Source organism: Pseudomonas sp. S3_A03 (genome assembly GCF_054668275.1).
In genome coordinates, this window is sequence record NZ_CP162753.1 from 3,570,597 (window position 1) to 3,593,004 (window position 22,408).

At 61.2% G+C, this 22,408-nt stretch carries 17 protein-coding genes and 3 pseudogenes; 12 read left to right on the top strand and 8 right to left on the bottom strand.

Features of this window, described 5'->3' with window-relative positions:
- Window positions 1-13 precede the first annotated feature (13 nt).
- The 3 genes from dgcA to AB4O25_RS16305 all read right to left on the bottom strand — a co-directional run bounded on the left by dgcA (window position 14) and on the right by AB4O25_RS16305 (window position 3,676).
- Window positions 14-2,074, bottom strand: a complete 2,061-nt coding sequence (gene dgcA, locus AB4O25_RS16295) for a dimethylglycine demethylation protein DgcA (RefSeq protein WP_017531061.1) — start codon at window positions 2,072-2,074, stop codon at window positions 14-16.
- Window positions 2,075-2,089: 15 nt separating this feature from the next.
- Window positions 2,090-2,620: a DUF5943 domain-containing protein gene (locus tag AB4O25_RS16300; protein WP_017531060.1), complete on the bottom strand. Its 531-nt coding sequence runs from the start codon at window positions 2,618-2,620 to the stop codon at window positions 2,090-2,092.
- 78 nt (window positions 2,621-2,698) lie between these two features.
- Window positions 2,699-3,676: a dipeptidase gene (locus tag AB4O25_RS16305; RefSeq protein ID WP_017531059.1), complete on the bottom strand. Its 978-nt coding sequence runs from the start codon at window positions 3,674-3,676 to the stop codon at window positions 2,699-2,701.
- Window positions 3,677-3,895: 219 nt separating this feature from the next.
- Here AB4O25_RS16305 and AB4O25_RS16310 point away from each other — a divergent pair.
- Window positions 3,896-4,296: pseudogene (locus AB4O25_RS16310) on the top strand (lysozyme inhibitor LprI family protein).
- A gap of 41 nt (window positions 4,297-4,337) precedes the next feature.
- Entirely contained in the window at window positions 4,338-4,754 is a 417-nt protein-coding gene (locus AB4O25_RS16315) for a DUF3010 family protein (protein ID WP_116078210.1), read from the top strand.
- A 34-nt stretch (window positions 4,755-4,788) separates the two neighbouring features.
- Here the strand turns inward: AB4O25_RS16315 and AB4O25_RS16320 are convergent.
- Window positions 4,789-5,978, bottom strand: a pseudogene (locus AB4O25_RS16320) (AAA family ATPase).
- 68 nt (window positions 5,979-6,046) lie between these two features.
- The gene (locus AB4O25_RS16325) at window positions 6,047-6,991 is read right to left on the bottom strand and encodes a GlxA family transcriptional regulator (protein WP_068936247.1); all 945 of its coding nucleotides are present in this window, start codon (window positions 6,989-6,991) and stop codon (window positions 6,047-6,049) included.
- Between the two features lie 193 nt (window positions 6,992-7,184).
- On the opposite strand from AB4O25_RS16325, the gene AB4O25_RS16330 reads away from it, so the two are divergent.
- The 5 genes and pseudogenes from AB4O25_RS16330 to AB4O25_RS16350 all read left to right on the top strand — a co-directional run bounded on the left by AB4O25_RS16330 (window position 7,185) and on the right by AB4O25_RS16350 (window position 11,140).
- Window positions 7,185-8,129, top strand: a complete 945-nt coding sequence (locus tag AB4O25_RS16330) for a choline ABC transporter substrate-binding protein (RefSeq protein WP_460149778.1) — start codon at window positions 7,185-7,187, stop codon at window positions 8,127-8,129.
- A gap of 72 nt (window positions 8,130-8,201) precedes the next feature.
- A complete protein-coding gene (locus AB4O25_RS16335; RefSeq protein WP_116078207.1) occupies window positions 8,202-9,089 on the top strand; it encodes a beta-keto acid cleavage family enzyme in 888 nt (295 codons plus the stop codon).
- 57 nt (window positions 9,090-9,146) lie between these two features.
- Window positions 9,147-10,111: pseudogene (locus AB4O25_RS16340) on the top strand (L-carnitine dehydrogenase).
- A 49-nt stretch (window positions 10,112-10,160) separates the two neighbouring features.
- Window positions 10,161-10,652: a thioesterase family protein gene (locus AB4O25_RS16345; RefSeq protein WP_017531051.1), complete on the top strand. Its 492-nt coding sequence runs from the start codon at window positions 10,161-10,163 to the stop codon at window positions 10,650-10,652.
- 224 nt (window positions 10,653-10,876) lie between these two features.
- A complete protein-coding gene (locus AB4O25_RS16350) occupies window positions 10,877-11,140 on the top strand; it encodes a hypothetical protein (RefSeq protein ID WP_017531050.1) in 264 nt (87 codons plus the stop codon).
- A 97-nt stretch (window positions 11,141-11,237) separates the two neighbouring features.
- On the opposite strand, the gene gbdR is transcribed toward AB4O25_RS16350, so the two are convergent.
- A complete protein-coding gene (gene gbdR / locus AB4O25_RS16355) occupies window positions 11,238-12,341 on the bottom strand; it encodes a choline metabolism transcriptional regulator GbdR (protein ID WP_065879349.1) in 1,104 nt (367 codons plus the stop codon).
- Between the two features lie 437 nt (window positions 12,342-12,778).
- The gene (locus AB4O25_RS16360; protein WP_065879348.1) at window positions 12,779-14,155 is read right to left on the bottom strand and encodes an L-serine ammonia-lyase; all 1,377 of its coding nucleotides are present in this window, start codon (window positions 14,153-14,155) and stop codon (window positions 12,779-12,781) included.
- A 572-nt stretch (window positions 14,156-14,727) separates the two neighbouring features.
- On the opposite strand from AB4O25_RS16360, the gene AB4O25_RS16365 reads away from it, so the two are divergent.
- The 3 genes from AB4O25_RS16365 (at window position 14,728) to choV (ending at window position 17,765) form a co-directional block, all read left to right on the top strand.
- A complete protein-coding gene (locus tag AB4O25_RS16365; protein WP_017531047.1) occupies window positions 14,728-15,675 on the top strand; it encodes a choline ABC transporter substrate-binding protein in 948 nt (315 codons plus the stop codon).
- Window positions 15,676-15,744: 69 nt separating this feature from the next.
- Window positions 15,745-16,590, top strand: a complete 846-nt coding sequence (gene choW / locus AB4O25_RS16370) for a choline ABC transporter permease subunit (protein WP_010207125.1) — start codon at window positions 15,745-15,747, stop codon at window positions 16,588-16,590.
- Window positions 16,587-17,765, top strand: coding sequence for a choline ABC transporter ATP-binding protein (gene choV, locus AB4O25_RS16375; RefSeq protein WP_017531046.1), 1,179 nt, complete (start codon window positions 16,587-16,589; stop codon window positions 17,763-17,765). Before choW ends, choV begins: the two co-directional genes overlap by 4 nt.
- Before the next feature lie 150 nt (window positions 17,766-17,915).
- Here choV and AB4O25_RS16380 read toward each other — a convergent pair whose 3' ends face one another.
- Complete coding sequence (locus AB4O25_RS16380) at window positions 17,916-19,850, bottom strand: BCCT family transporter (RefSeq protein ID WP_223271450.1); 1,935 nt, start codon at window positions 19,848-19,850, stop codon at window positions 17,916-17,918.
- Between the two features lie 377 nt (window positions 19,851-20,227).
- Here AB4O25_RS16380 and betI point away from each other — a divergent pair, with 377 nt between their 5' ends.
- Both betI and betB read left to right on the top strand, forming a co-directional pair.
- Window positions 20,228-20,821, top strand: coding sequence for a transcriptional regulator BetI (betI, locus tag AB4O25_RS16385; protein WP_003176593.1), 594 nt, complete (start codon window positions 20,228-20,230; stop codon window positions 20,819-20,821).
- An 86-nt stretch (window positions 20,822-20,907) separates the two neighbouring features.
- The gene (gene betB / locus AB4O25_RS16390) at window positions 20,908-22,380 is read left to right on the top strand and encodes a betaine-aldehyde dehydrogenase (RefSeq protein WP_065879347.1); all 1,473 of its coding nucleotides are present in this window, start codon (window positions 20,908-20,910) and stop codon (window positions 22,378-22,380) included.
- The last annotated feature ends 28 nt before the right edge of the window (window positions 22,381-22,408 follow it).

Consider the following 22,408-nt stretch of genomic DNA (forward strand, 5'->3'; position numbering starts at 1 on the left):
GAACCCAGTCGGGTCAGAAATCCTTGCACAAGCGCAGGGCGTCATAGATGGCGGCGTGGGTATTACGCTGCGCCACACAGTCACCGATGCGGAACAGCAAGTACCCCTCGCCCGCCTCGCTCAGGCACGGCTGCGGCTTGATCGCGAACAGCGCTTCGACGTCGATCTGGCCCTTGTTGCGCGAGCCTTCCTTGAGCCCGTAGTAAATGGCCTCGTCCGGACGCACGCCGTTCTCCACTACCACCTGGTCGACCACCCGTTCTTCCTTGGCGCCGGTGTATTCGTTCTCCAGCACCGCCACCAGCTTGTCACCCTCGCGATAGACCTTCTCCAGCATCATGTCGCCGGTCATGATCACTTCCTTGGGGTACATGCTGCGGTAGTAGGTGGGGAACGACGTACCGCCAATGGCAACGCCCGGCTTGATGTCGTCGGTGACGATCTCCACCTGGCAGCCTTTGTCGGCCAGGAAGTCGGCCACCGACATGCCGGTGAATTCGCAGATGGTGTCGTACACCAGCACGTTCTTGCCCGGCGCGACTTTGCCGTCGAGCACGTCCCAACTGCTCACCACTAAACCTTCGGCGGCGCCCCAGTGTTCGTTCTGCTCGATAAACGGGTGCCCGCCGACCGCCAGCACGACCACGTCCGGACGCAGGTCCAGGATGGTGTCTGCATCGGCCGCCACGCCCAGGCGCAGGTCGACTTTCAAGCGCGCCAGTTCCAGCTGGAACCAGCGCGTGATGCCGGCAATCTGGTCGCGCTGCGGCGCTTTGGAAGCCGTGGTGATTTGCCCGCCGATAAATTCTTTTTTCTCCAGCAAGGTCACGTCGTGGCCACGCTCGGCGGCGACGCGCGCCGCTTCCATCCCGGCTGGGCCGGCACCGACCACCACGACTTTGCGCTTGGGCCCGGTGGATTTTTCGATGATGTGCGGCACGCCCATGTATTCACGGGAGGTCGCGGCGTTCTGGATGCACAGCACGTCCAGGCCCTGATACTGGCGGTCAATGCAGTAGTTGGCGCCGACACACTGCTTGATCTGGTCGATCTGACCCATCTTGATCTTGGCGATCAGGTGCGGGTCTGCGATGTGCGCACGGGTCATGCCGACCATGTCCACATAGCCGCCTTCCAGGATCCGCGTGGCCTGGTTCGGGTCCTTGATGTTCTGCGCGTGCAGCACCGGGACCTTGACCACTTCCTTGATGCCGGCCGCCAGGTGCAGGAACGGCTCCGGCGGGTAACTCATGTTCGGGATCACGTTGGCCAGGGTGTTGTGGGTGTCGCAACCCGAGCCCACCACACCGATGAAGTCGAGCATGCCGGTGTCGTCGTAGTACTTGGCGATCTGCTTCATGTCCTCGTGGGACAGGCCGTCCGGATGGAACTCGTCGCCGCACAGGCGCATGCCCACGCAGAAGTCATCGCCCACTTCGGCACGCACGGCCTTGAGTACTTCCAGGCCGAACTTCATGCGGCCTTCAAAGCTGCCGCCCCATTCGTCGGTACGCTTGTTGACCCGCGGGCTCCAGAACTGGTCGATCATGTGCTGGTGCACCGCGGACAGTTCCACACCGTCCAGGCCGCCGGCCTTGGCCCGGCGCGCAGCCTGGGCGTAGTTGCCGATCACGCGCCAGATCTCTTCCGGCTCGATGGTCTTGCAGGTAGCGCGGTGCACCGGCTCGCGCACGCCGGACGGCGACATCAGGGTCGGCCAGTTGAAGCCGTCCCAACGCGAGCGACGGCCCATGTGAGTAATCTGGATCATGATCTTGGCGCCATGCTTGTGCATGGCGTCGGCCAGGTTCTGGAAGTGCGGGATGATGCGGTCGGTGGACAGGTTCACCGAGCTCCACCATTCCTGGGGGCTGTCGATGGCCACCACCGAGGAGCCGCCGCAGATCGCCAGGCCGATACCGCCCTTGGCTTTCTCTTCGTAGTACTTCACGTAGCGGTCAGTGGTCATGCCGCCGTCGGTGGCATACACCTCGGCATGGGCAGTACTGAGTACGCGGTTGCGGATAGTCAGTTTGCCGATCTGGATCGGCTGGAACATTGCTTCGAAAGCCATGGCACGGTCCTCGGCTTACAACGGCTTGACGGTGAACAAACCAGAATCAAAGCCCTCTTCGGAGCCTCCGTAGACTTGTTCGGCGACGGTGCGGATCTTGCTGCCACGGGCTTCCAGGATCTGGTCCATGGCACCGGCAAACCAGCCGGTGAACATGTAGTCGACCTTGCGCCCGACCTTGCCGTACACATAGACGAATGCCGAGTGCTCAAGCGTGACGCTGGCGGTGCCTTTGTCGAGGTCGATGTCCTGGATCTTGAACAGGCCCCAGCCGCGTTGCGACAGGCGCTTCATGTAGTGCTCGAACACCGCGACGCCTTCCAGGCCGTGGCACTCGGCTTCTTTTTCACACCAGTGCCAGGCGGACTTGTAGCCGGCCTTGTAGAGAATCTCGGCGTAGGCGTCGGCGCCCAGTACTTCTTCGATGCCCATGTGGTTGTTGACGAAGAAATGGCGCGGCACGTACAGCATCGGCAGGGCGTCGGAGGTCCAGACACCGGTTTCGCTGTCGACTTCGATTGGCAATTGCGGGGCGATCTTGGCCATGGAAACTTAACTCCAGAAAATTCGTTTTGATGCCCGCCGCGCGAATGGCGACGGGTGAAGGATCAAGCGAGCGGTGGCTTATTCGCCCCAGACGTCCTTTAGGACGTTCACCCAGTTCTCGCCCATGATCTTGCGCACCACGCGCTCAGGATGGCCGCGCTTGAGCAGGGTCTCGGTGAGGTTGGGGAACTCGCCCACGGTGCGGATGCCCAGCGGGTTGATGATCTTGCCGAAGCTGGTCAGGCGGCGGGCGTAGCCCTTGTCATGGGTGAGCATTTCGAAGAAATCCTGGCCATGGCCCTGGGTGAAGTCGGTGCCGATGCCGATGGCGTCTTCGCCGACGATGTTCATGGTGTATTCAATGGCTTCGGCGTAGTCGTCGATGGTCGAATCGATGCCCTTGGCCAGGAACGGCGCGAACATGGTCACACCGACAAAACCGCCATGGTCGGCAATGAACTTGAGTTCTTCATCGGACTTGTTACGCGGGTGCTCTTTAAGGCCCGACGGCAGGCAGTGGGAGTAGCACACCGGTTTTTTCGATTCGAGGATGACTTCTTCGCTGGTCTTGGAACCCACGTGGGACAGGTCGCACATGATGCCGACGCGGTTCATCTCGCCAACGATCTCACGCCCGAAGCCCGACAGGCCGCCGTCACGCTCATAGCAGCCGGTGCCCACCAGGTTCTGGGTGTTGTAGCACATCTGCACCACACCGACGCCGAGCTGCTTGAAGATCTCGACGTAGCCGAGCTGGTCTTCAAACGCGTGGGCATTCTGGAAACCGAAAATAATGCCGGTCTTGCCCTGCTCTTTGGCGCGACGGATGTCGGCGGTGGTTTTCACCGGGATCACCAGGTCGCTGTTCTCGCGGATCAGGGTCTGGCTGGCGACGATGTTATTGATCGTGGCCTGGAAGCCTTCCCACACCGACACGGTGCAGTTGGCGGCGGTGAGGCCGCCTTTGCGCATGTCCTCGAACAGGTCGCGATTCCACTTGGCAATAATCAGCCCGTCGATAACGATGCTGTCGGCGTGCAACTCGGCTGGGCTCATCAGGCGTCCCCTTATTGGCGATTCATGCGCCGAATCGTCTGCCGGCGCTTTGGGGCCAGCATATGCCCAGGGGCCGACCGAGCCGGGTGCAAAAACGACAGGGGAATTGCCGAAAGCGTCAATCCGCGACAAAGGGTGTTAAGAGGTGTCTGACTAGCGGCTGTTATTTGTCTTACGCTTGAGCCAGAATTCGGCCATTACCTGATATGAGACGGCGCAATGAAATCGATTTTCCTGGCTTTGGCACTCATCGCAACCGGCGTCCACGCGGCCGAAGACACCGACAGCACGCCGTGCGATGGCATCGAAAACGACAAACAAACCCTGGAATGCGCCTCCTACAACAAAACCACCGCTGAACAGTTGTTAAAAGACAACTATCAGGGCCTGCTCGAACGCATGGCTTCGACCTACGGCAGCGACAAGACCAAGCTGGCGGACATTACCGCTCGTCTGAAGGACGCCCAGCAGAAGTGGGAAAAACTGCGTGACGCCGATTGCGCCGTGGACACCTTCCCGGCGGTGACCGGCACCAAGGCGTATGCGATTGCGCAAAATGATTGCCTGGCGCGCATGAGCGATGAGCGGTCGGAGTTTTGGAGTCGATTGGGCAGGAATAAGCGACAATCCCTGCCACTTTTAATCTGAACCAAGGCCATTCATGAGCATCTGCGGTATCGAAATCAAAGGCAGCGAAGCCATCATCGCCGTCGCCTCGCTGGACAACCAGGCGCTGACCCATGTCGCCCTGGCCACCAAGAAAATCGCGCTGGAAGATGACGACGAAGCGGCCAACGTCAAAGCCTTTGCCGCCCAGGTGAAGGCCTTTGTGCAGGCCAACGCCATCACTCGCATCGCGATCAAGAAGCGCAGCAAGAAAGGCGAATTCGCCGGCGGGCCGACCACGTTCAAGATTGAAGGCGTGTTTCAGCTGCTGGAGTCGGTCGAGGTGACGCTGCTGTCGCCGCAGACGATCAATGCGCAGAACAAGAAGCACGGTTTTGAACTGCCGGCGACGCTGAACAAGTATCAGCATGAGGCTTATAAAGCAGCCTGTTCGGTACTGATGAAAAAGTAAGCCACACCACAGTCAGACCCGGTTCACATTGGATTCAGGTTGTTTTCAGTTGGGGTGTAGGGCGCTTGTACAGCAGCCAATCCCCGAACGCCTTGTCTTCCAGCGCGTAGCCGCCCCGGCTCGACTTCCATACCAATTCCTTGTCACGCAAGGCATCGATACAGGCCTGAATAGTCTGGGTACCCGGCACCACATCGCTGCCCATATCCTCCAGTGCCTTGCTGACCGCCGTAATGGTGCTGTCGGTAAACGGCGCAAAGGGTTGATTGCCGTGCAAGCGCTCCACCATCACCTGCAGCACTGCACGCTGCGGGATGGTCAGCGCGTTCCAGGCGCTTTCGAATTCGGTCCATACACCGGCGCGCAGCAATTCGGCGCGGCTGTGCAGCAATTCGCCCAGATTGCTCGCCTCGCCCAACTCCAAGGCGACCTCGCCGATGATGGTGCGCAGCATCTCGGGGCGGCGGCCGACCAGCTCGAAGGCGTCGTCGATATCCGCCGCCTTGAACTGGTTGGTCGTGGCCAGGTGGGCATTAAGGTGCGCGGTGTAGGCTTGGGTGAACGCTTTGCCCAGCAGCGGAAACGGCGTGATGCTGGAGCCAAAGAACGGCTGGCTTTTGCCCAGGACCAGATGGGCCAGCTTGTCGCGGTTGGAGCCGGTGAACACCAGGTGCAAGCCACTGCCGTCCTCGTCACGGCCTTGGTTGAGCTGATCCCGGGCGGCCTTGAGCGCGAACATCGCGTTGATTCCCGAATCGCTGCTTAACGCGTGCTGCGCTTCGTCAATCACCAGCACCACGGGTTTTTCGGCAGCGCTGTGCAGCAACTCCAAGGCCTGGGTCAACGTCGCGCCGACGGGCAATTGGGGCTTGCTGAAGTCCCAGGACAAGGTACGCAGAAAGCTCAGTTTCTCGATGCCAATGTTCTGGCCAGTTTGCGAATGCCTTTTTCATAGGGCACCAGGGCGGCGGCAATAGCACTGGCGATCAACTCCGCCGGGTCTTTGTCTTTGTCGGCCCACAGGTCGACGTACACGGCAAGCCAACCTCGCAGCTGACACTCAGGGATCAGATCCTCGCGCAAAAATGTACTTTTGCCGGTGCGACGCGGCGCCGCAAGGAACAGCCCGGAGGTGAAATCCTGAATACCGGCGCCCACCAGACCATCGGCAATGCTGCTTGCCAGGGCGGGACGGCGGAACACAAAACCGCTGTGCTTGGACATGGCTTTATACTCAATTATTCAAAACGCTATAAATTATAGCGCTGAGTATAATTGACTATAATCGCCCGTCAAACCACCTCCCGTCGCCGATCCTCCCGTGGGCATTTGGCAAACCGCGCTCGGTAACTGCGCGTGAAATACGACGGCGACTCAAACCCACAGGCAATACTCACTTCCAGCACACTCAGGTCACTTTGGCGCAGCAGTTGCCGGGCTTTTTCCAGGCGCAGGCCCAAGTAGAAGTTGCTCGGCGTATCGTTCAGATGCAGACGGAACAAGCGCTCCAACTGGCGCCGGGTAACCTTGATCGCTTCAGCCAGCGCCAGCGTGCTCAGCGGCGGTTCGGTGTGCTGTTCCATTTCGCCGATCACCTGCACCAGTTTTTTGTTGTTGATGCCGTAGCGCGTGGCGATCTGCATGCGCTGATGGTCTTTGCGCGGGCGGATACGGCCGAGCACGAATTGCTCGGACACTTGAATGGCCAACTCCGAGCTGTGGGCCTGGGCGATCAGGTCGAGCATCAGGTCGATGGACGCGGTGCCGCCGGCGCAGGTGATGCGGCGACGGTCAATCTCGAACAGTTCCTGGGTCACCGTCAGCTGTGGATAAGATTCTTTGAACGCGTCGATGGCTTCCCAATGCAGGGTCACGCGATGGCCATCGAGCAGGCCCGCTTCGGCGAGCACGCAGGCGCCGGTGTCGATGGCCCCGAGGGTCACGCCGTCGTGATCGAGGCGCCGCAACCAGTGCTCCAGCGCGGAGGTGGCAAACTGCAACGGCTCGAAGCCGGCCACCACCAGCAAGGTCGCGCCTTTTTTCAGCGGTTCCAGCGCGGCATCGGCGTTGACCGACATGCCGTTGCTCGCCAGCACCGCGCCGCCGTCGGCGCTCAACACATGCCAGCGGTACAGCTCGCCGCGAAAACGGTTGGCCACCCGCAGCGGTTCCAGCGCGGAAATAAACCCGATGGCCGAGAACCCCGGCATCAGCAGAAAGTAGAAATCCTGGGACATGGTGGCGCTCTCGTCATACGGGCAGCGTGGCACTGTGATACGCCCGTTCACCCGCGGATTCAAGGGGACAGGTCGCTCCAGTGCAAGAGCCGGTCGCCGCCGTGCGTTTTGTCGGCTGCGAAGGTACGTAACTTGGCCTCACGGCGCACAAAGACGCCGGACCCCACAATAACGACCTGCCGAGGGCCCCACCATGAACCGACTGATCCGCCGCTGCGTGCTCGCACTCAGCGCCAGCGCCATCTTGAGCACCAGCGTATTCGCCGCCGACGCGCAATCCTGCCGGAATGTGCGCATGGGCGTGGTGAACTGGACCGACGTCATCGCCACCAGCGCCATGACCCAAGTGTTGCTCGACGGCCTCGGCTACCAGACCAAACAGACCAGCGCCTCCCAGCAAATCATCTTCGCCGGCATCCGCGACCAGCGCCTGGACCTGTTCCTGGGCTACTGGAACCCGCTGATGACCCAGACCATCAGCCCCTTCGTCGATGCCAAACAGGTCAAGGTTCTCGACAAACCCAGCCTGGAAGACGCCCGCGCCACCTTGGCGGTACCGACTTATCTGGCGGACAAGGGCCTGAAAACCTTCGCCGACATCGCCAGGTTCGAGAAAGAACTGGGGGGCAAGATCTATGGTATCGAGCCAGGTTCGGGCGCCAATACGCAGATCAAGGCGATGATCGCCAAGAACCAGTTCGGCCTGGGCAAGTTCCAGCTGGTGGAGTCCAGCGAAGCCGGCATGCTCGCTGCCGTGGACCGCGCCGTGCGCCGCAAGGAAGCCGTGGTGTTCTTCGGCTGGGCGCCGCACCCGATGAACGTCAACGTCGCGATGACCTACCTCAGCGGCAGCGAAGACGCCCTGGGCCCGAACGAAGGCATGGCCACCGTCTGGACCGTGACGACGCCCACCTACGCCGAACAATGCCCCAACGTGCACAAACTGCTGACCAACCTGACCTTCACCGCCGCCGACGAGAGCCGGATGATGCAGCCGCTGCTGGATCACAAGGACGCTCTGGAGTCCGCCAGGCAATGGCTCAAGGATCACCCCCAGGACCAGGCCCGCTGGCTGGAAGGCGTGACCACCTTTGACGGCAAACCGGCTGCGGCCAACCTGCAATTGACCGGTAAATAATCTTTTCGAATCACCGTTTCGCGGTCATTACCGACCGCGAACGGCACCACCACGCCTGTAAGGAACCGACTCATGAACCACGACGTCATCATCACCTGCGCACTCACCGGTGCTGGCGACACCACCGCCAGAAGCCCGCACGTGCCGGTCACCCCCAAACAGATCGCCGCAGCGGCGGTTGAAGCGGCCAAGGCCGGCGCCACCGTGGTCCATTGCCATGTGCGCGACCCCGCAACCGGCAGGTTCAGCCGCGATGTGGCGCTGTACCGCGAAGTGATGGAGCGCATCCGCGAGGCCGACATCGACATCATCGTCAACCTGACCGCCGGCATGGGTGGCGACCTGGAGATCGGTGGCGGCGAGAACCCGATGGAGTTCGGCCCCAACACCGATCTGGTCGGCCCGTTGACGCGCCTGGCGCATGTCGAAGAACTGCTGCCGGAAATCTGCACGCTGGACTGCGGCACCCTGAACTTCGGCGATGGCGACACCATTTACGTGTCCACCCCGGCGCAACTGCGTGCCGGGGCCAAACGCATCCAAGCACTGGGCGTAAAGGCCGAGCTGGAAATCTTCGACACCGGCCACCTGTGGTTCGCCAAGCAGATGATCAAGGAAGGCCTGCTGGACAACCCGCTGTTCCAACTGTGCCTGGGCATCCCATGGGGCGCGCCGGCCGATACCACCACCATGAAAGCCATGGTCGACAACCTGCCCGCCGACGCGGTGTGGGCCGGCTTCGGCATCGGCCGCATGCAAATGCCGATGGCGGCGCAGGCGGTGCTGCTGGGCGGCAACGTGCGGGTCGGCCTGGAAGACAACCTGTGGCTGGACAAGGGCGTGCTTGCCACCAATGGTCAACTGGTGGAACGCGCGGGGGAAATCCTCAGCCGGTTGGGCGCGCGGGTGCTGAGCCCGGCCGAAGGCCGAATCAGGATGGGCCTGACCAAACGCGGCTAAAAATGTGGGGGCTTGCCCCCTCCCACAGGGGATCACCGAACTCTTTAGGAATGTGCCATGCGCTTTATTACAGAAATCAAAACCTTCGCCGCCCTCGGCAGCGGTGTCATCGGCAGCGGCTGGGTAGCCCGCGCGTTGGCCCATGGCCTGGATGTAGTGGCCTGGGACCCGGCCCCCGGCGCCGAAGCGGCGCTGCGCAAACGCGTCGCCAATGCCTGGGGCGCCTTGGAGAAACAGGGCCTGGCGCCCGGCGCGTCCCAGGACCGCCTGCGCTTTGTGGCGACGGTTGAGGCGTGCGTAAAGACGCCGACTTCATCCAGGAAAGCGCCCCCGAACGCCTGGAGCTGAAGCTGGAACTGCACGGCAAGATCAGCGCAGCGGCCAAACCGAATGCGTTGATCGGTTCGAGCACCTCGGGCCTGTTGCCGAGCGAGTTCTATGAGGGTTCGACCCACCCGGAACGCTGTGTGGTCGGGCACCCGTTCAACCCGGTTTACCTGCTGCCATTGGTGGAGGTGGTGGGCGGTAAAAATACCGCACCGGAGGCGATCCAGGCGGCGATCACGGTGTATGAATCCCTCGGCATGCGCCCGCTGCATGTGCGCAAGGAAGTCCCGGGGTTTATCGCCGATCGCCTGCTCGAAGCGCTATGGCGCGAGGCGCTGCACCTGGTCAATGACGGCGTGGCCACCACCGGCGAAATCGACGATGCCATTCGCTTTGGCGCCGGGTTGCGCTGGTCGTTCATGGGCACCTTCCTCACCTACACCCTGGCGGGCGGTGATGCGGGTATGCGCCACTTCATGGCGCAGTTCGGCCCGGCGTTGCAGTTGCCGTGGACCTATTTGCCGGCGCCGGAACTGACCGACAAATTGATCGACGAGGTGGTCGATGGCACCCGTGACCAGTTGGGCACGCACAGCATTTCGGCGCTGGAGCGCTATCGTGATGATTGCCTGCTGGCGGTACTGGAGGCGGTGAAAACCACCAAAGCCAAGCACGGCATGAGCTTCGCTGAATAACCCTGTGGGAGGGGGCTTGCTCCTCCCACCTTCGACCGAGTACGGACTCATGCCTGCATTGACCACCTACACCACAAAAATCCAGCCCGCCTGGGTCGACTACAACGGCCATCTGCGCGACGCGTTCTATTTGCTGATTTTCAGCTACGCCACCGACGCGCTGATGGACACCCTGGGCCTGGACAGCGACAACCGCGAAGCCAGCGGCCACTCGCTGTTCACCCTGGAGCTGCACCTGAACTACCTGCACGAAGTGAAACTCGGCGCCGAGGTTGAGGTACATACCCAACTGATCGCCCACGACGCCAAGCGCCTGCACCTCTATCACAGCCTGCACCTGGCGGGTGATGGGAAGTCCCTCGCGGGCAATGAGCAGATGCTGTTGCACGTCGACCTTGCCGGGCCGCATGCCACGCCGTTCAGTGAGGCTACGCTGGAAAGACTCAACGCCATCAGCGCTGAACAAGCCGACCTGCCAAGGCCTGCCCTGCTCGGCCGGGCCATCGGTTTACCGGCAAAAAAAGCCCCGATCCAGCCGTGACTGGATCGGGGCAGAGGTGCCTTGTGTGAGCTGTACATCCCGAGGGTGACCAAACCTTCAAGCTGTGGGCCTGGGTTCAGTGTGCCGGTAAGTGCGTTCGGCACATGGCCCGAAAACGACACGCTCATAGCCATCCGAGGCATTCGCGCATTCTGTCCTTGCCGCGTGCCTGGGCGGCTACCAGAATCCAGCTCAGACCCCGCTCCCCTCACAGGATAAACGTCATGATGCACGCGGATTTGATTGACCAGAATGACCTGTTGGACCAACTGCGCTCGTTGGGTTTCGAAGTGTCCAGCGGCGCCAGCGCCGAACAGGCCTGCGAGTGCGCCGTGCGCGGCTTGAGCGAAGCACGGGCCAAGGCGCTCAAGGGCATGGTTGAGCAGATGTACACCAGTAGCGCGACGATTTTGCCGGCGGTGCGTCAGGCGATTGATAAGCAGTTGTTGCCGGCGTTGATGCAGTTCAAGCAGAACTCTGGCGCCTGACAGATCGCTATCGGGGCAAGCCCCCCTCCCACACTTGACCGCGTCCGTCCATGGTCCAGTGTGGGAGGAGGCTTGCCTGCGATGCGGTCAACTCGGTTTAAAGCCTTACGCTGGCAAACGTCGACTCATTGCGCGCCTGGCTCAACGCCGACATCGGCCCCGCCAACGGCGCCAGCACCAGCGCCTGCGGAATCGGCATCATCGCCACCTGCTGGGCAGTGTTGGAACCCACGCGCTCATCGCGTGGCGGAATACCGAAGTATTCGCGGTAGCACTTGGAGAAGTGCGGCGTGGACACAAACCCGCACACCGACGCCACTTCGATGATCGACATCGGCGTTTGCTTGAGCAGCTGCCGTGCACGAATCAGGCGCAGTTTGAGGTAGTAGCGCGACGGTGAGCAGTGCAGGTATTTCTGGAACAGGCGCTCCAACTGGCGACGCGACACGGCGACGTACACCGCCAGTTCGTCCAGGTCGATCGGCTCTTCCAGGTTGGCTTCCATCAGCGCGACGATTTCCTGCAGCTTCGGCTGGTTGGTGCCGAGCATGTGCTTGAGCGGCACGCGCTGGTGATCCTGTTCGTTGCGGATGCGTTCGTACACGAACATCTCGGAGATGGCGGCCGACAGTTCACGACCGTGGTCGCGGCTGATCAGGTGCAGCATCATGTCCAGCGGCGCAGTGCCGCCGGAGCTGGTGAAGCGGTTGCGGTCGAGGGTGAACAGGCGGGTGCTCATCGATACACGGGGGAAGGCTTCCTGCATCGAGGCCAGGCATTCCCAATGCACACTGCAATCGAATCCGTCGAGCAGACCGGCGCAGGCCAGGGCCCAACTGCCGGTGCACACCGCGCCGAGGCGACGGGACTGGCGCGCCTGGCTTTGCAGCCACGACACGTGTTCACGGGTGACGGTGCGCTGGATCCCCACGCCGCCGCATACGATGACGGTGTCGAGCACCGGGGCTTTGTGCATGGAGGCATCGGGAGTGATTTGCAGACCGTCGCTGGCCCAGACCTGGTTGCCATCCACACTCAGCGTGGTCCAGCGATACAGCTCGCGACCGGACAACTGGTTGGCCATGCGCAGCGGTTCGACTGCCGACGCCAGGGAAATCAGCGTGAAATTGTCCAGCAGCAAAAAGCCGATGGATTGAGGCGCACGGTTCTGGGGTTGGGCCCCTGAGTTGAACGACGTCATCGCGGTATCTCCTCACACAAAGCGGGTGATGGCCTCAGGCGAGGCTCTTGTTATTGCGCTCTTCATCTGTAAAGAAGAGAGGCTTTGAATGGATAGAGCAAATGCCGTGCCTAAAATTGAATGCGTATTCAATAAATCCTGAAAACGACCTGTTGACGCGTCTATATAAGCCCGCGCGGGATGTGCGGGATATAGCCTGAAAACGACGTAGGAGCAGGCTCGCCACAGTGCGTGAGCAGATCGGTAGCACTTGTGGGAAGGCGCTTTGAGGGGGTGGGACGGGTCTGTCACCCAAAGCACGGGCGACAGAAGGTCGAGGGGAAATCGTTTGGGAGCTACTTATCTGTTTGCGACGCGCTAAAAGGTGGCGCTTTTGGCTTGGGTGTTCACTTTATGAGCAGTGTCGCCTGAACCACCGCGATGCAGGCGACCCGGTCTCAGCACTCAACCGCGCTGACCGCCAAGCCACCCCGCGACGTCTCTTTGTACTTGTCATGCATGTCTGCGCCGGTATCGCGCATGGTGCGGATCACCCGGTCCAGGGAGATAAAGTGCTGGCCGTCGCCACGCAGGGCCATTTGCGCGGCGTTGATCGCCTTGACCGCCGCGATTGCGTTGCGCTCGATGCACGGCACTTGCACCAGCCCGCCCACCGGGTCGCAGGTCAGGCCGAGGTTATGTTCCAGGCCGATTTCGGCGGCGTTGCACAGTTGCTCCGGCGTGGCGCCCAGGATTTCCGCGAGCCCCGCCGCAGCCATCGCGCACGCCGAACCCACCTCACCCTGGCAGCCGACTTCGGCGCCGGAGATCGAAGCGTTCTTCTTGCACAGGATCCCTACCGCCGCCGCGCCGAGCAGGTAGTCGACCACGTTGGCCTCGGTGACTTCTTCACTGAACTTCATAAAGTAGTGCAGCACCGCCGGGATGATGCCCGCCGCGCCATTGGTGGGTGCGGTGACCATGCGCCCACCGGCGGCGTTTTCTTCGTTGACCGCCAGGGCGAACAGGTTGACCCACTCCATGGCGCTGAGGGTCGAGCCGATCACATTGGGTTTGCCCAGCTCTTGCAAACTGCGGTGCAACTTGGCCGCGCGACGGCGCACGTTCAGGCCACCAGGCAGGATGCCTTCGTGCTTGAGGCCCTGCTCCACGCAGTCCTGCATGGCACGCCAGAGTTTCATCAAGCCGCTGCGGATTTCTTCTTCGGAGCGCCAGACCTTTTCATTCGCCAGCATCAACTCGGCGACGCGCAGGTTGTGGGTCTTGCACAGGTGCAACAGCTCCACGGCGCTGGAAAAGTCATAGGGCAGTTCGGTGCGGTCCATGTCCGCCACGCCGCTTTGGGCCTGGGCTTCATCCACCACAAAACCGCCGCCCACCGAGTAGTAAGTGTCGCGGTGCAGCTCACCGTCATCGCCATACACCACCAGGGTCATGGCGTTGGGATGGAACGGCAGGTTTTCATCGAGCAGGCGCATGTCCCGGGCCCACACAAACGGCACCGGCAAACGCCCGTCCAGCAGCAGGGTGTCGGTTTCGCGCAGGGTATGGATGCGTGGGCCGATTTGCGAGGGGTCGATCGCGTCCGGCCATTCGCCCATCAGGCCCATGATGGTGGCGGTGTCGCTGCCATGGCCGATGCCGGTGGCCGACAATGAGCCGTACAGCTGAACTTCGACACGCCGAACCTGTTCCAACCATTCGCGCCCACGCAGTGCCTGGACGAACAACGCCGCGGCGCGCATGGGGCCGACGGTGTGAGAACTCGAAGGCCCGATGCCGATCTTGAACAGGTCGAAAACGCTGATAGCCATTAACGTGGAACTCCTCGATAAGCACGGGCCGGGCAACAGTGAGCTGCTACGCTCGTAGCTCGCGTGGCCCTTTATTGAGCCCAAGTTCGGATGCCGGCTGTTCATAGCCAAGGCGCTGCGACGAGTCATAGCTCCGCTATGGCGAGGAGCAGCAACGCAGGATATGGACAGCCGGCGCCGAAATTGGGATCAAGAAAGGGTTACGCGAGCTACAGGCCCAGATGGCAGCATCATCAAGGTTTTATCTGCCGTCACGGCGTCTCACACCGACGCATCCATGCTCACCAGCGTCGCTTGCGTGCGAACACTGTTTTTGGCCGTTTTTTGCGGTGCAGATGAGCAAATCCCGTGGTTTTACCTTGGGAAAAAGCTGTAAACGACGTCACCAACACTGGATACGACCCTCCCTGTACTGGATACGACGCACCCTGTAGGCGTCAGATTTTCACTGGTACATGATCAGTCTCGACTCGTTTGCAAGGCACCGTGGCAGAGCTGTTGTCGCACGCTCCAACCGCAACACTTATAAAGCGCGGCGAAGGCCGCCAGAAAAAACACAGGAGTCTACCCAGATGAAAGGTTCACCCTCGTTGTTGTTGGCCGCCATGCTGAGTCTGCCAGTCATGGCGCACGCTGCAGAACCGGAACAGTGCAAGACCGTCAACTTCTCCGATGTCGGCTGGACCGACATCACCGTCACCACCGCGACCACCAGCGAAATCCTCAAGGGCCTGGGCTACAAGCCGCGCACCACGATGATTTCGGTACCGGTGACCTACAAGTCACTGGCTGACGGCAAGAACATGGACATCTTCCTCGGCAACTGGATGCCGACCATGGAAAACGACATCAAGCAGTACCGTGATGCGGGCACCGTGGAAACCGTGCGCGCCAACCTGGAGAACGCCAAGTACACCCTGGCGGTCCCACAGGCGCTGTACGACAAAGGCCTGAAAGACTTCGCCGACATCGCCAAATTCAAGGATGAGCTGGGTGGCAAGATCTACGGCATCGAGCCAGGTAACGACGGCAACCGCACCATCCAGACGCTGATCGACAAAGACGCCTTCGGCCTCAAAACCGCCGGCTTCAAGGTGGTCGAGTCCAGCGAAGCCGGCATGCTCTCCCAGGTCGAACGCGCCTCCAAGCGCGACCAGGCCATCGTGTTCCTGGGCTGGGAACCGCATCCGATGAACACCCGCTTCAAGATGAAGTACCTGACCGGCGGTGACGACTCGTTCGGCCCCAACTACGGTCAGGCCACCATCTACACCAACGTCCGCAAGGGCTACACCCAGGAATGCAGCAACGTGGGTCAGTTGCTGAAAAACCTGGTGTTCACGCTGGACATGGAAAGCACGCTGATGGGTAACGTCCTGGACGACAAAATGAAGGCCGACGCCGCCGCCAAGGCCTGGCTGAAAAAGAACCCGCAAGTGCTCGACACCTGGCTCGCCGGTGTCACCACCGTTGATGGCAAACCAGGGCTCGATGCAGTCAAAGCTTACCTCGCCAAGTAATACCTGCTGACCCCGGGCCGGTGCGCTGGCCCGGGACGTTTCCCTCTTCGCATGTGGACATTCACTACCATGCTGACTGAACAGAAAATCCCACTAGGCCAGTACATCGCTGCCTTCGTCGAATGGTTGACCCAACACGGCGCCAACTACTTCGACGCAATCGCATCGACACTGGAAACGATGATCCACGGCGTGACGTTTGCGCTGACCTGGTTCAATCCGCTGGCATTGATCGGTCTGATTGCGCTGCTGGCTCACTTTATTCAACGTAAATGGGGACTGACTGTTTTTGTCATCGCCTCCTTCCTGCTGATCCTCAACCTGGGGTACTGGCAGGAAACCATGGAGACCCTCGCGCAGGTGCTGTTCGCCACGCTGGTCTGCGTGGTCATCGGCGTGCCGCTGGGCATTGTTGCCGCGCACAAACCGATGTTCTACACCATGATGCGGCCGGTGCTCGATCTGATGCAGACCGTACCGACCTTCGTCTACCTCATCCCTACCCTGACCCTCTTCGGGCTGGGTGTGGTGCCTGGTTTGATTTCCACGGTGGTGTTCGCGATTGCCGCGCCCATCCGCCTGACTTACCTGGGTATCCGCGATGTACCGCAAGAGTTGATGGACGCCGGCAAGGCCTTTGGCTGCTCGCGCCGTCAGTTGCTCTCGCGCATTGAACTGCCCCACGCCATGCCGAGCATTGCCGCCGGCATTACCCAATGCATCATGCTGTCGCTGTCGATGGTGGTGATCGCCGCCCTGGTAGGTGCCGATGGCCTCGGCAAGCCGGTGGTCAACGCACTGAACACCGCCGACATTGCCCTGGGCTTCGAAGCCGGCCTGGCGATTGTGTTGCTGGCCATCATGCTCGACCGCATCTGCAAACAACCCGACGCTAAAGTAGGGGGTGATGCATGAGCATTATCCGATTCGACAAAGTCGACGTGATCTTCTCCAAAGACCCACGCGAAGCGCTCAAGCTGCTGGACCAGGGCATGAGCCGTAACGAGATTCTGAAAAAGACCGGGCAGATCGTCGGCGTTGAAAAAGCCAGCCTGGACATCGAGAAAGGCGAGATCTGCGTGCTGATGGGCCTGTCGGGCTCCGGCAAGTCGAGCTTGCTGCGCTGCATCAACGGCCTCAACACCGTGAGCCGTGGCCAGCTGTTTGTGGAGCATGAAGGTCGCCAGATCGACATCGCCTCGTGCACCCCGGCCGAGCTGAAAATGATGCGCACCAAGCGCATCGCCATGGTGTTCCAGAAGTTCGCCCTGATGCCCTGGCTGACGGTGCGCGAAAACATCAGCTTCGGCCTGGAAATGCAGGGCCGCCCCGAGAAAGAACGGCGCAAGCTGGTGGACGAGAAACTGGAGCTGGTGGGCCTGACCCAATGGCGCAACAAGAAGCCCGATGAGCTGTCCGGCGGCATGCAGCAGCGCGTCGGCCTGGCGCGCGCGTTGGCGATGGACGCCGACATCCTGCTGATGGACGAACCCTTCTCCGCTCTCGACCCGCTGATCCGCCAAGGCTTGCAGGACGAACTGCTGGAGCTGCAACGCAAGCTGAGCAAAACCATCGTGTTCGTCAGTCACGACCTCGACGAGGCGCTCAAGCTGGGCAGCCGTATTGCGATCATGAAAGACGGCAAGATCATCCAGTACAGCGTGCCGGAAGAGATCGTGCTGAACCCGGCGGACGACTATGTACGCACCTTCGTCGCCCATACCAACCCGCTGAACGTACTGTGCGGCCGCAGCCTGATGCGCACGCTGGACAACTGCACGCGCGTCAACGGCTCGGTATGCCTGGACCCGGGCGGCGACTCATGGCTGGACCTGGCCGAAGGCAACACCATTCAGGGCGCGCGCCAGAATGGCGTGGTGATGAACCTGCAGAACTGGGCACCGGGGCAAGCCGTGGAAGGTTTGGGCCGCGTGCCGACGCTGGTGGACTCCAATATCGGCATGCGCGATGCGTTGCAGATTCGTTACCAGACGGGAAACAAGCTGGTGTTGCACGACAACAACAAGGTGGTGGGAATTCTGGGCGACAGTGAGCTCTACCATGCCCTGCTGGGCAAAAACCTGGGCTGACCCACACTGCAAAACCCACTGAAGAAACAGGGTCAATGTGGGAGGGGGCTTGCTCCCGATGACGGTGTATCAGTAACAGCGGTACTGACTGACACACTGCCATCGGGAGCAAGCCCCCTCCCACATTTAAAGCACTGCCAAGCTCAACTGTCAGCTATAGACCCGGCCAAGGAGCTGCCGATGGCTTTCAAACTGATCGAGCACGTCCCGGGTAATCTGTTCCTGGGCGAAGCCCATCAGGTCGTACTCCTGAGGCCCGTTGTGCAGGTACACCTCGGCCCGGTAATAGCGGATGCGTTCTTCTTCCGGCACGTCGCTCGGCGCCGCCGAGTAAGCATCCAGGCTCACTTCGTAGACAAACGGGTTGCCCTCCTCCATCTCGATGCGCACGCCAATGCAACGCTTGGATTTACCCAGCAGCGTCTGCACATCCTGCCCTTGCTCACGCAACGCAGTCGCGGCCTCTTCCAGCGCCGGCGTCACGTGCTTGTCCATAAAGCGTTGCACGGTGGCCTGGCTCGGTTGCAGGTCCAGGGCGGTCAAGCGCTCGCTGAAACCACGGCGCCCACGTTCAGCCAATTGCGCCTGCTCCTGTTCGATGGCCACATCCTGGCGCATGGCCTTGTGCAAACCGAACATAAAGCAAATCAACACCACCGAGAACGGCAGCCCCGCCAGCACCACCATGGTCTGCATGGCTTCGAAGTTACCGGCAAACAACAGGCCGATGGTCACCAGGGTGATCACCGCCGACCAGAAGATCCGCAGCCAGTGCGGCGCATCTTCGTCTACGTTGCCGCCTTTGCAGGAAAGGTTGGCCATCATCACCGCGCCGGAATCCGCCGGGGTCAGGAACAGCACAAAGCCCACGAAGATCGACACACCGATAACAATGTTCGACGCCGGGTAATGTTCCAGCAGTTGGTAGATCGCCATGGAGGGTTGTTCCAGGGCGGTCTTGCCCAACGCCACCGCACCCTGGTTCAGCACCAGGTCCAGTGCCGAGTTACCGAAGATCGACAGCCACGCCAGGGTGAAACCCAGCGGGATCAGCAGCACGCCGGCCACCAGTTCACGTACCGTGCGGCCACGGGAAATACGCGCGATGAACATGCCCACGAACGGTGCCCAGGAAATCCACCAGGCCCAGTAAAACAGGGTCCACAGGCCCATCCAGCGCTCGGTTTTGTCGCCATCGCCTGCGTACACATACAGGTCGAAGGTTTTCAGCACGATGCCGTTGAGGTAGTCACCGGTGTTCTGCACCAGGCCGTTGAGCAAGTGCAGGGTGGGGCCGAACAACAGCACAAAGATCAGCAAACCGCTGAACAGCACGATGTTGAGGTTGGACAAGCGACGAATGCCGTTCTCCACCCCCGACACGGCGGCGATGGTCGCCACGGTGCTCATCACGATGATCACGATCAACAGGTTGGTGTTGTTGTGCTGCATGCCGAACAGGTTTTCCAGCCCGGACGACACCTGCATCGCGCCGATCCCCAGGTTGGTCACCAGGCCCAGCAGGGTTACGAACATGCCGAAACCGTCCACCGCGTGGCCGGCCGCGCCCTTCACCCACCGCTCGCCCACCAGCGGGTACAGCGCCGAACGCAAGGCCAGCGGCTGGTTGTGGCGGTACGCAAAGTACGCAACGGCCAGGCCGACCAGGGCGTAGATCGCCCAGCCATGCAGGCCCCAATGCAGGAAGGTCAGTTGCAATGCCTGGCGTGCCGCGCCATTGCTGGCCGCCGCGCCTTCGGGCGGGTTGAAGTAGTGGTCCAACGGTTCGGACGCACCGAAGTACAGCAGCGAAATGCCGATGCCCGACGAAAACAGCATCCCGGCCCAGGCGCCGTAGCTGAAGTCCGGGGTGTCGTCCTTGCTGCCCAATTTCAACTTGCCGTAGGACGAAAACGCCAGGCCGACCACGAACACCAGGTAAGCGGCGATCACCACCATGTAGTACCAGCCGAAGCTTTTGGAAAGCCAGGCCTGGGCGACGCCGAGCATGCGCCCGGCCTCCTGCGGGGCGATGATCAGGATGGCGGTCAACAACAGAATCAGCGCGGTGGAGGTGTAGAACACCCAACCGTTGACCCGCACCTTTTCCGGCGGGGTCTTTATTAGAGAGGCAGAACTCATGGCGCAGATGCTCCAGGCAGTGCGAGAGAGAAACACAAGGCAACGGTTATCCCGCGCCATCGATTTTTCGGCAGTCGACGGACGGGTGTTATAAAGACAGCCCGAAAATCCCTGCCCCCGCCGAGGCGGTGCATAGGGCGTTTGCGGGGTTTTCCAGGTGTCAGATGTCGCTGTCTTTCAAGTAGGAAATACCTGCCAGCAGCGACGATTTGTCGCAGAGCTTATTCTTTGTTGATTGAACGTTCAATCAAAACAAAATAGACTGGCCTTCAAGCCGATGGACGTGATCGCCCGTCGGCAGGCCTAAGGAGAGGTGCTACATGCCCAAGGTCGGTATGCAACCCATACGCCGCCAGCAATTGATCGAAGCCACGATGACGGCCATCGATCAGGTCGGGATGGGAGATGCCAGCATTGCGTTGATCGCCCGTTTGGCCGGCGTTTCGAACGGCATCATCAGTCACTACTTTCGGGACAAGAACGGCCTGATCGCAGCGACGATGCAGTACTTGATGAGCGTGCTGATGGAAAACATCCACGCCCGTCGACAGGCGTTGAAAGACGACAGCCCACGCGCTCACCTCCAGGTGATCGTCGCCGGCAACTTCGACGCCAGCCAGGTCAACGGCCCGGCAATGAAAACCTGGCTGGCCTTCTGGGCCTCCAGCATGCATCACCCGTCTTTGCACAGGTTGCAGCGGATCAACGATCAGCGTCTGTATTCCAACCTGTGCTGCCAGTTCCGCCGCACGCTGCCGTTGCCCGAGGCACGCAGCGCAGCCCGAGGCCTGGCGGCCCTGATCGACGGTTTGTGGTTGCGCGGTGCCCTGTCGGGAGACGCTTTCGATACGGAGCAGGCGCAACGCATCGCTCACGAATACATGGATTTCCAATTGGCCAAGCAGGTGAGTTAGAGCACCTATAACCGCTCAACCCCTGAACGTCCGCCGCCCCTTGTGCGGCGGGTAACGCCAACCACTTATGCACTTGCGAGGACTTTATGGCCCGTTTCGACCTGCAAAAACTCTACATTGACGGCGGCTACAGCGACGCTGGCAGCGATGCCACCTTCGAAGCCATCAACCCGGCTAACGGTGAAGTTCTCGCCCAAGTGCAACGCGCCACCAAAGACGACGTTGAACGTGCCGTGGTCAGCGCCGAAAAAGGCCAGAAAATCTGGGCCGCCATGACCGCCATGGAGCGTTCGCGCATCCTGCGTCGTGCCGTCGACATCCTGCGCGAGCGCAACGATGAACTGGCCGCCCTGGAAACCCTGGACACCGGTAAAGCCTTCTCCGAAACCAAGTACGTCGACATCGTCACCGGCGCCGACGTGCTGGAATACTACGCAGGCCTGGTGCCGGCCATCGAAGGCGAGCAGATCCCGCTGCGCGACACCGCCTTCGTCTACACCCGCCGCGAGCCACTGGGCGTGGTCGCCGGTATCGGCGCGTGGAACTACCCGATCCAGATCGCCCTGTGGAAATCCGCACCGGCGCTGGCGGCCGGTAACGCGATGATCTTCAAGCCCAGCGAAGTCACCTCGCTGACCACCCTGAAACTGGCCGAGATTTACACCGAAGCCGGCGTACCGGCGGGCGTGTTCAACGTGCTGACCGGCAGCGGCCGTGAAGTCGGCACCTGGCTGACCGAGCATCCGCGCATCGAGAAAGTCTCGTTCACCGGCGGCACCGACACCGGCAAGAAAGTCATGGCCAGCGCGTCGAGTTCGTCGCTCAAGGACGTGACCATGGAGCTGGGCGGCAAGTCCCCGCTGATCATTTTCGACGATGCCGACCTCGACCGCGCCGCCGACACCGCGATGATGGCCAACTTCTACAGCTCCGGCCAGGTCTGCACCAACGGCACCCGCGTGTTCGTGCCCAAGCATTTGCAAGCGGCGTTCGAAGCCAAGATCGTCGAGCGCGTGGCGCGCATTCGCATCGGCAACCCGCAAGACGAAAACACCAACTTCGGCCCGCTGGTCAGCTTTGCCCATATGGAAAGCGTGCTGGGCTATATCGCCAAGGGCAAAGAGCAAGGCGCCCGCCTGCTGTGCGGCGGCGACCGCCTGACCGAGGGCGACCTGGCCAAAGGCGCATTCGTGGCACCGACCGTGTTCACCGACTGCACCGACGACATGGTGATCGTGCGCGAAGAAATCTTCGGCCCGGTGATGAGCATCCTCACCTACGAGACTGAAGAAGAAGTGATCCGCCGCGCCAACGACACCGACTTCGGCCTGGCCGCCGGCCTGGTCACCAAGGACCTGAACCGCGCCCACCGCGTGATTCATCAGTTGGAAGCGGGTATCTGCTGGATCAACGCCTGGGGCGAGTCCGACGCGAAGATGCCGGTGGGTGGCTACAAGCAGTCGGGCGTGGGCCGTGAGAACGGCATCAGCTCGCTGAACAACTTCACTCGCATCAAATCGGTACAGGTTGAGCTGGGCGACTACGCCTCGGTGTTCTAACACCCGAGATTTGTAGTGCCTTTGAGGC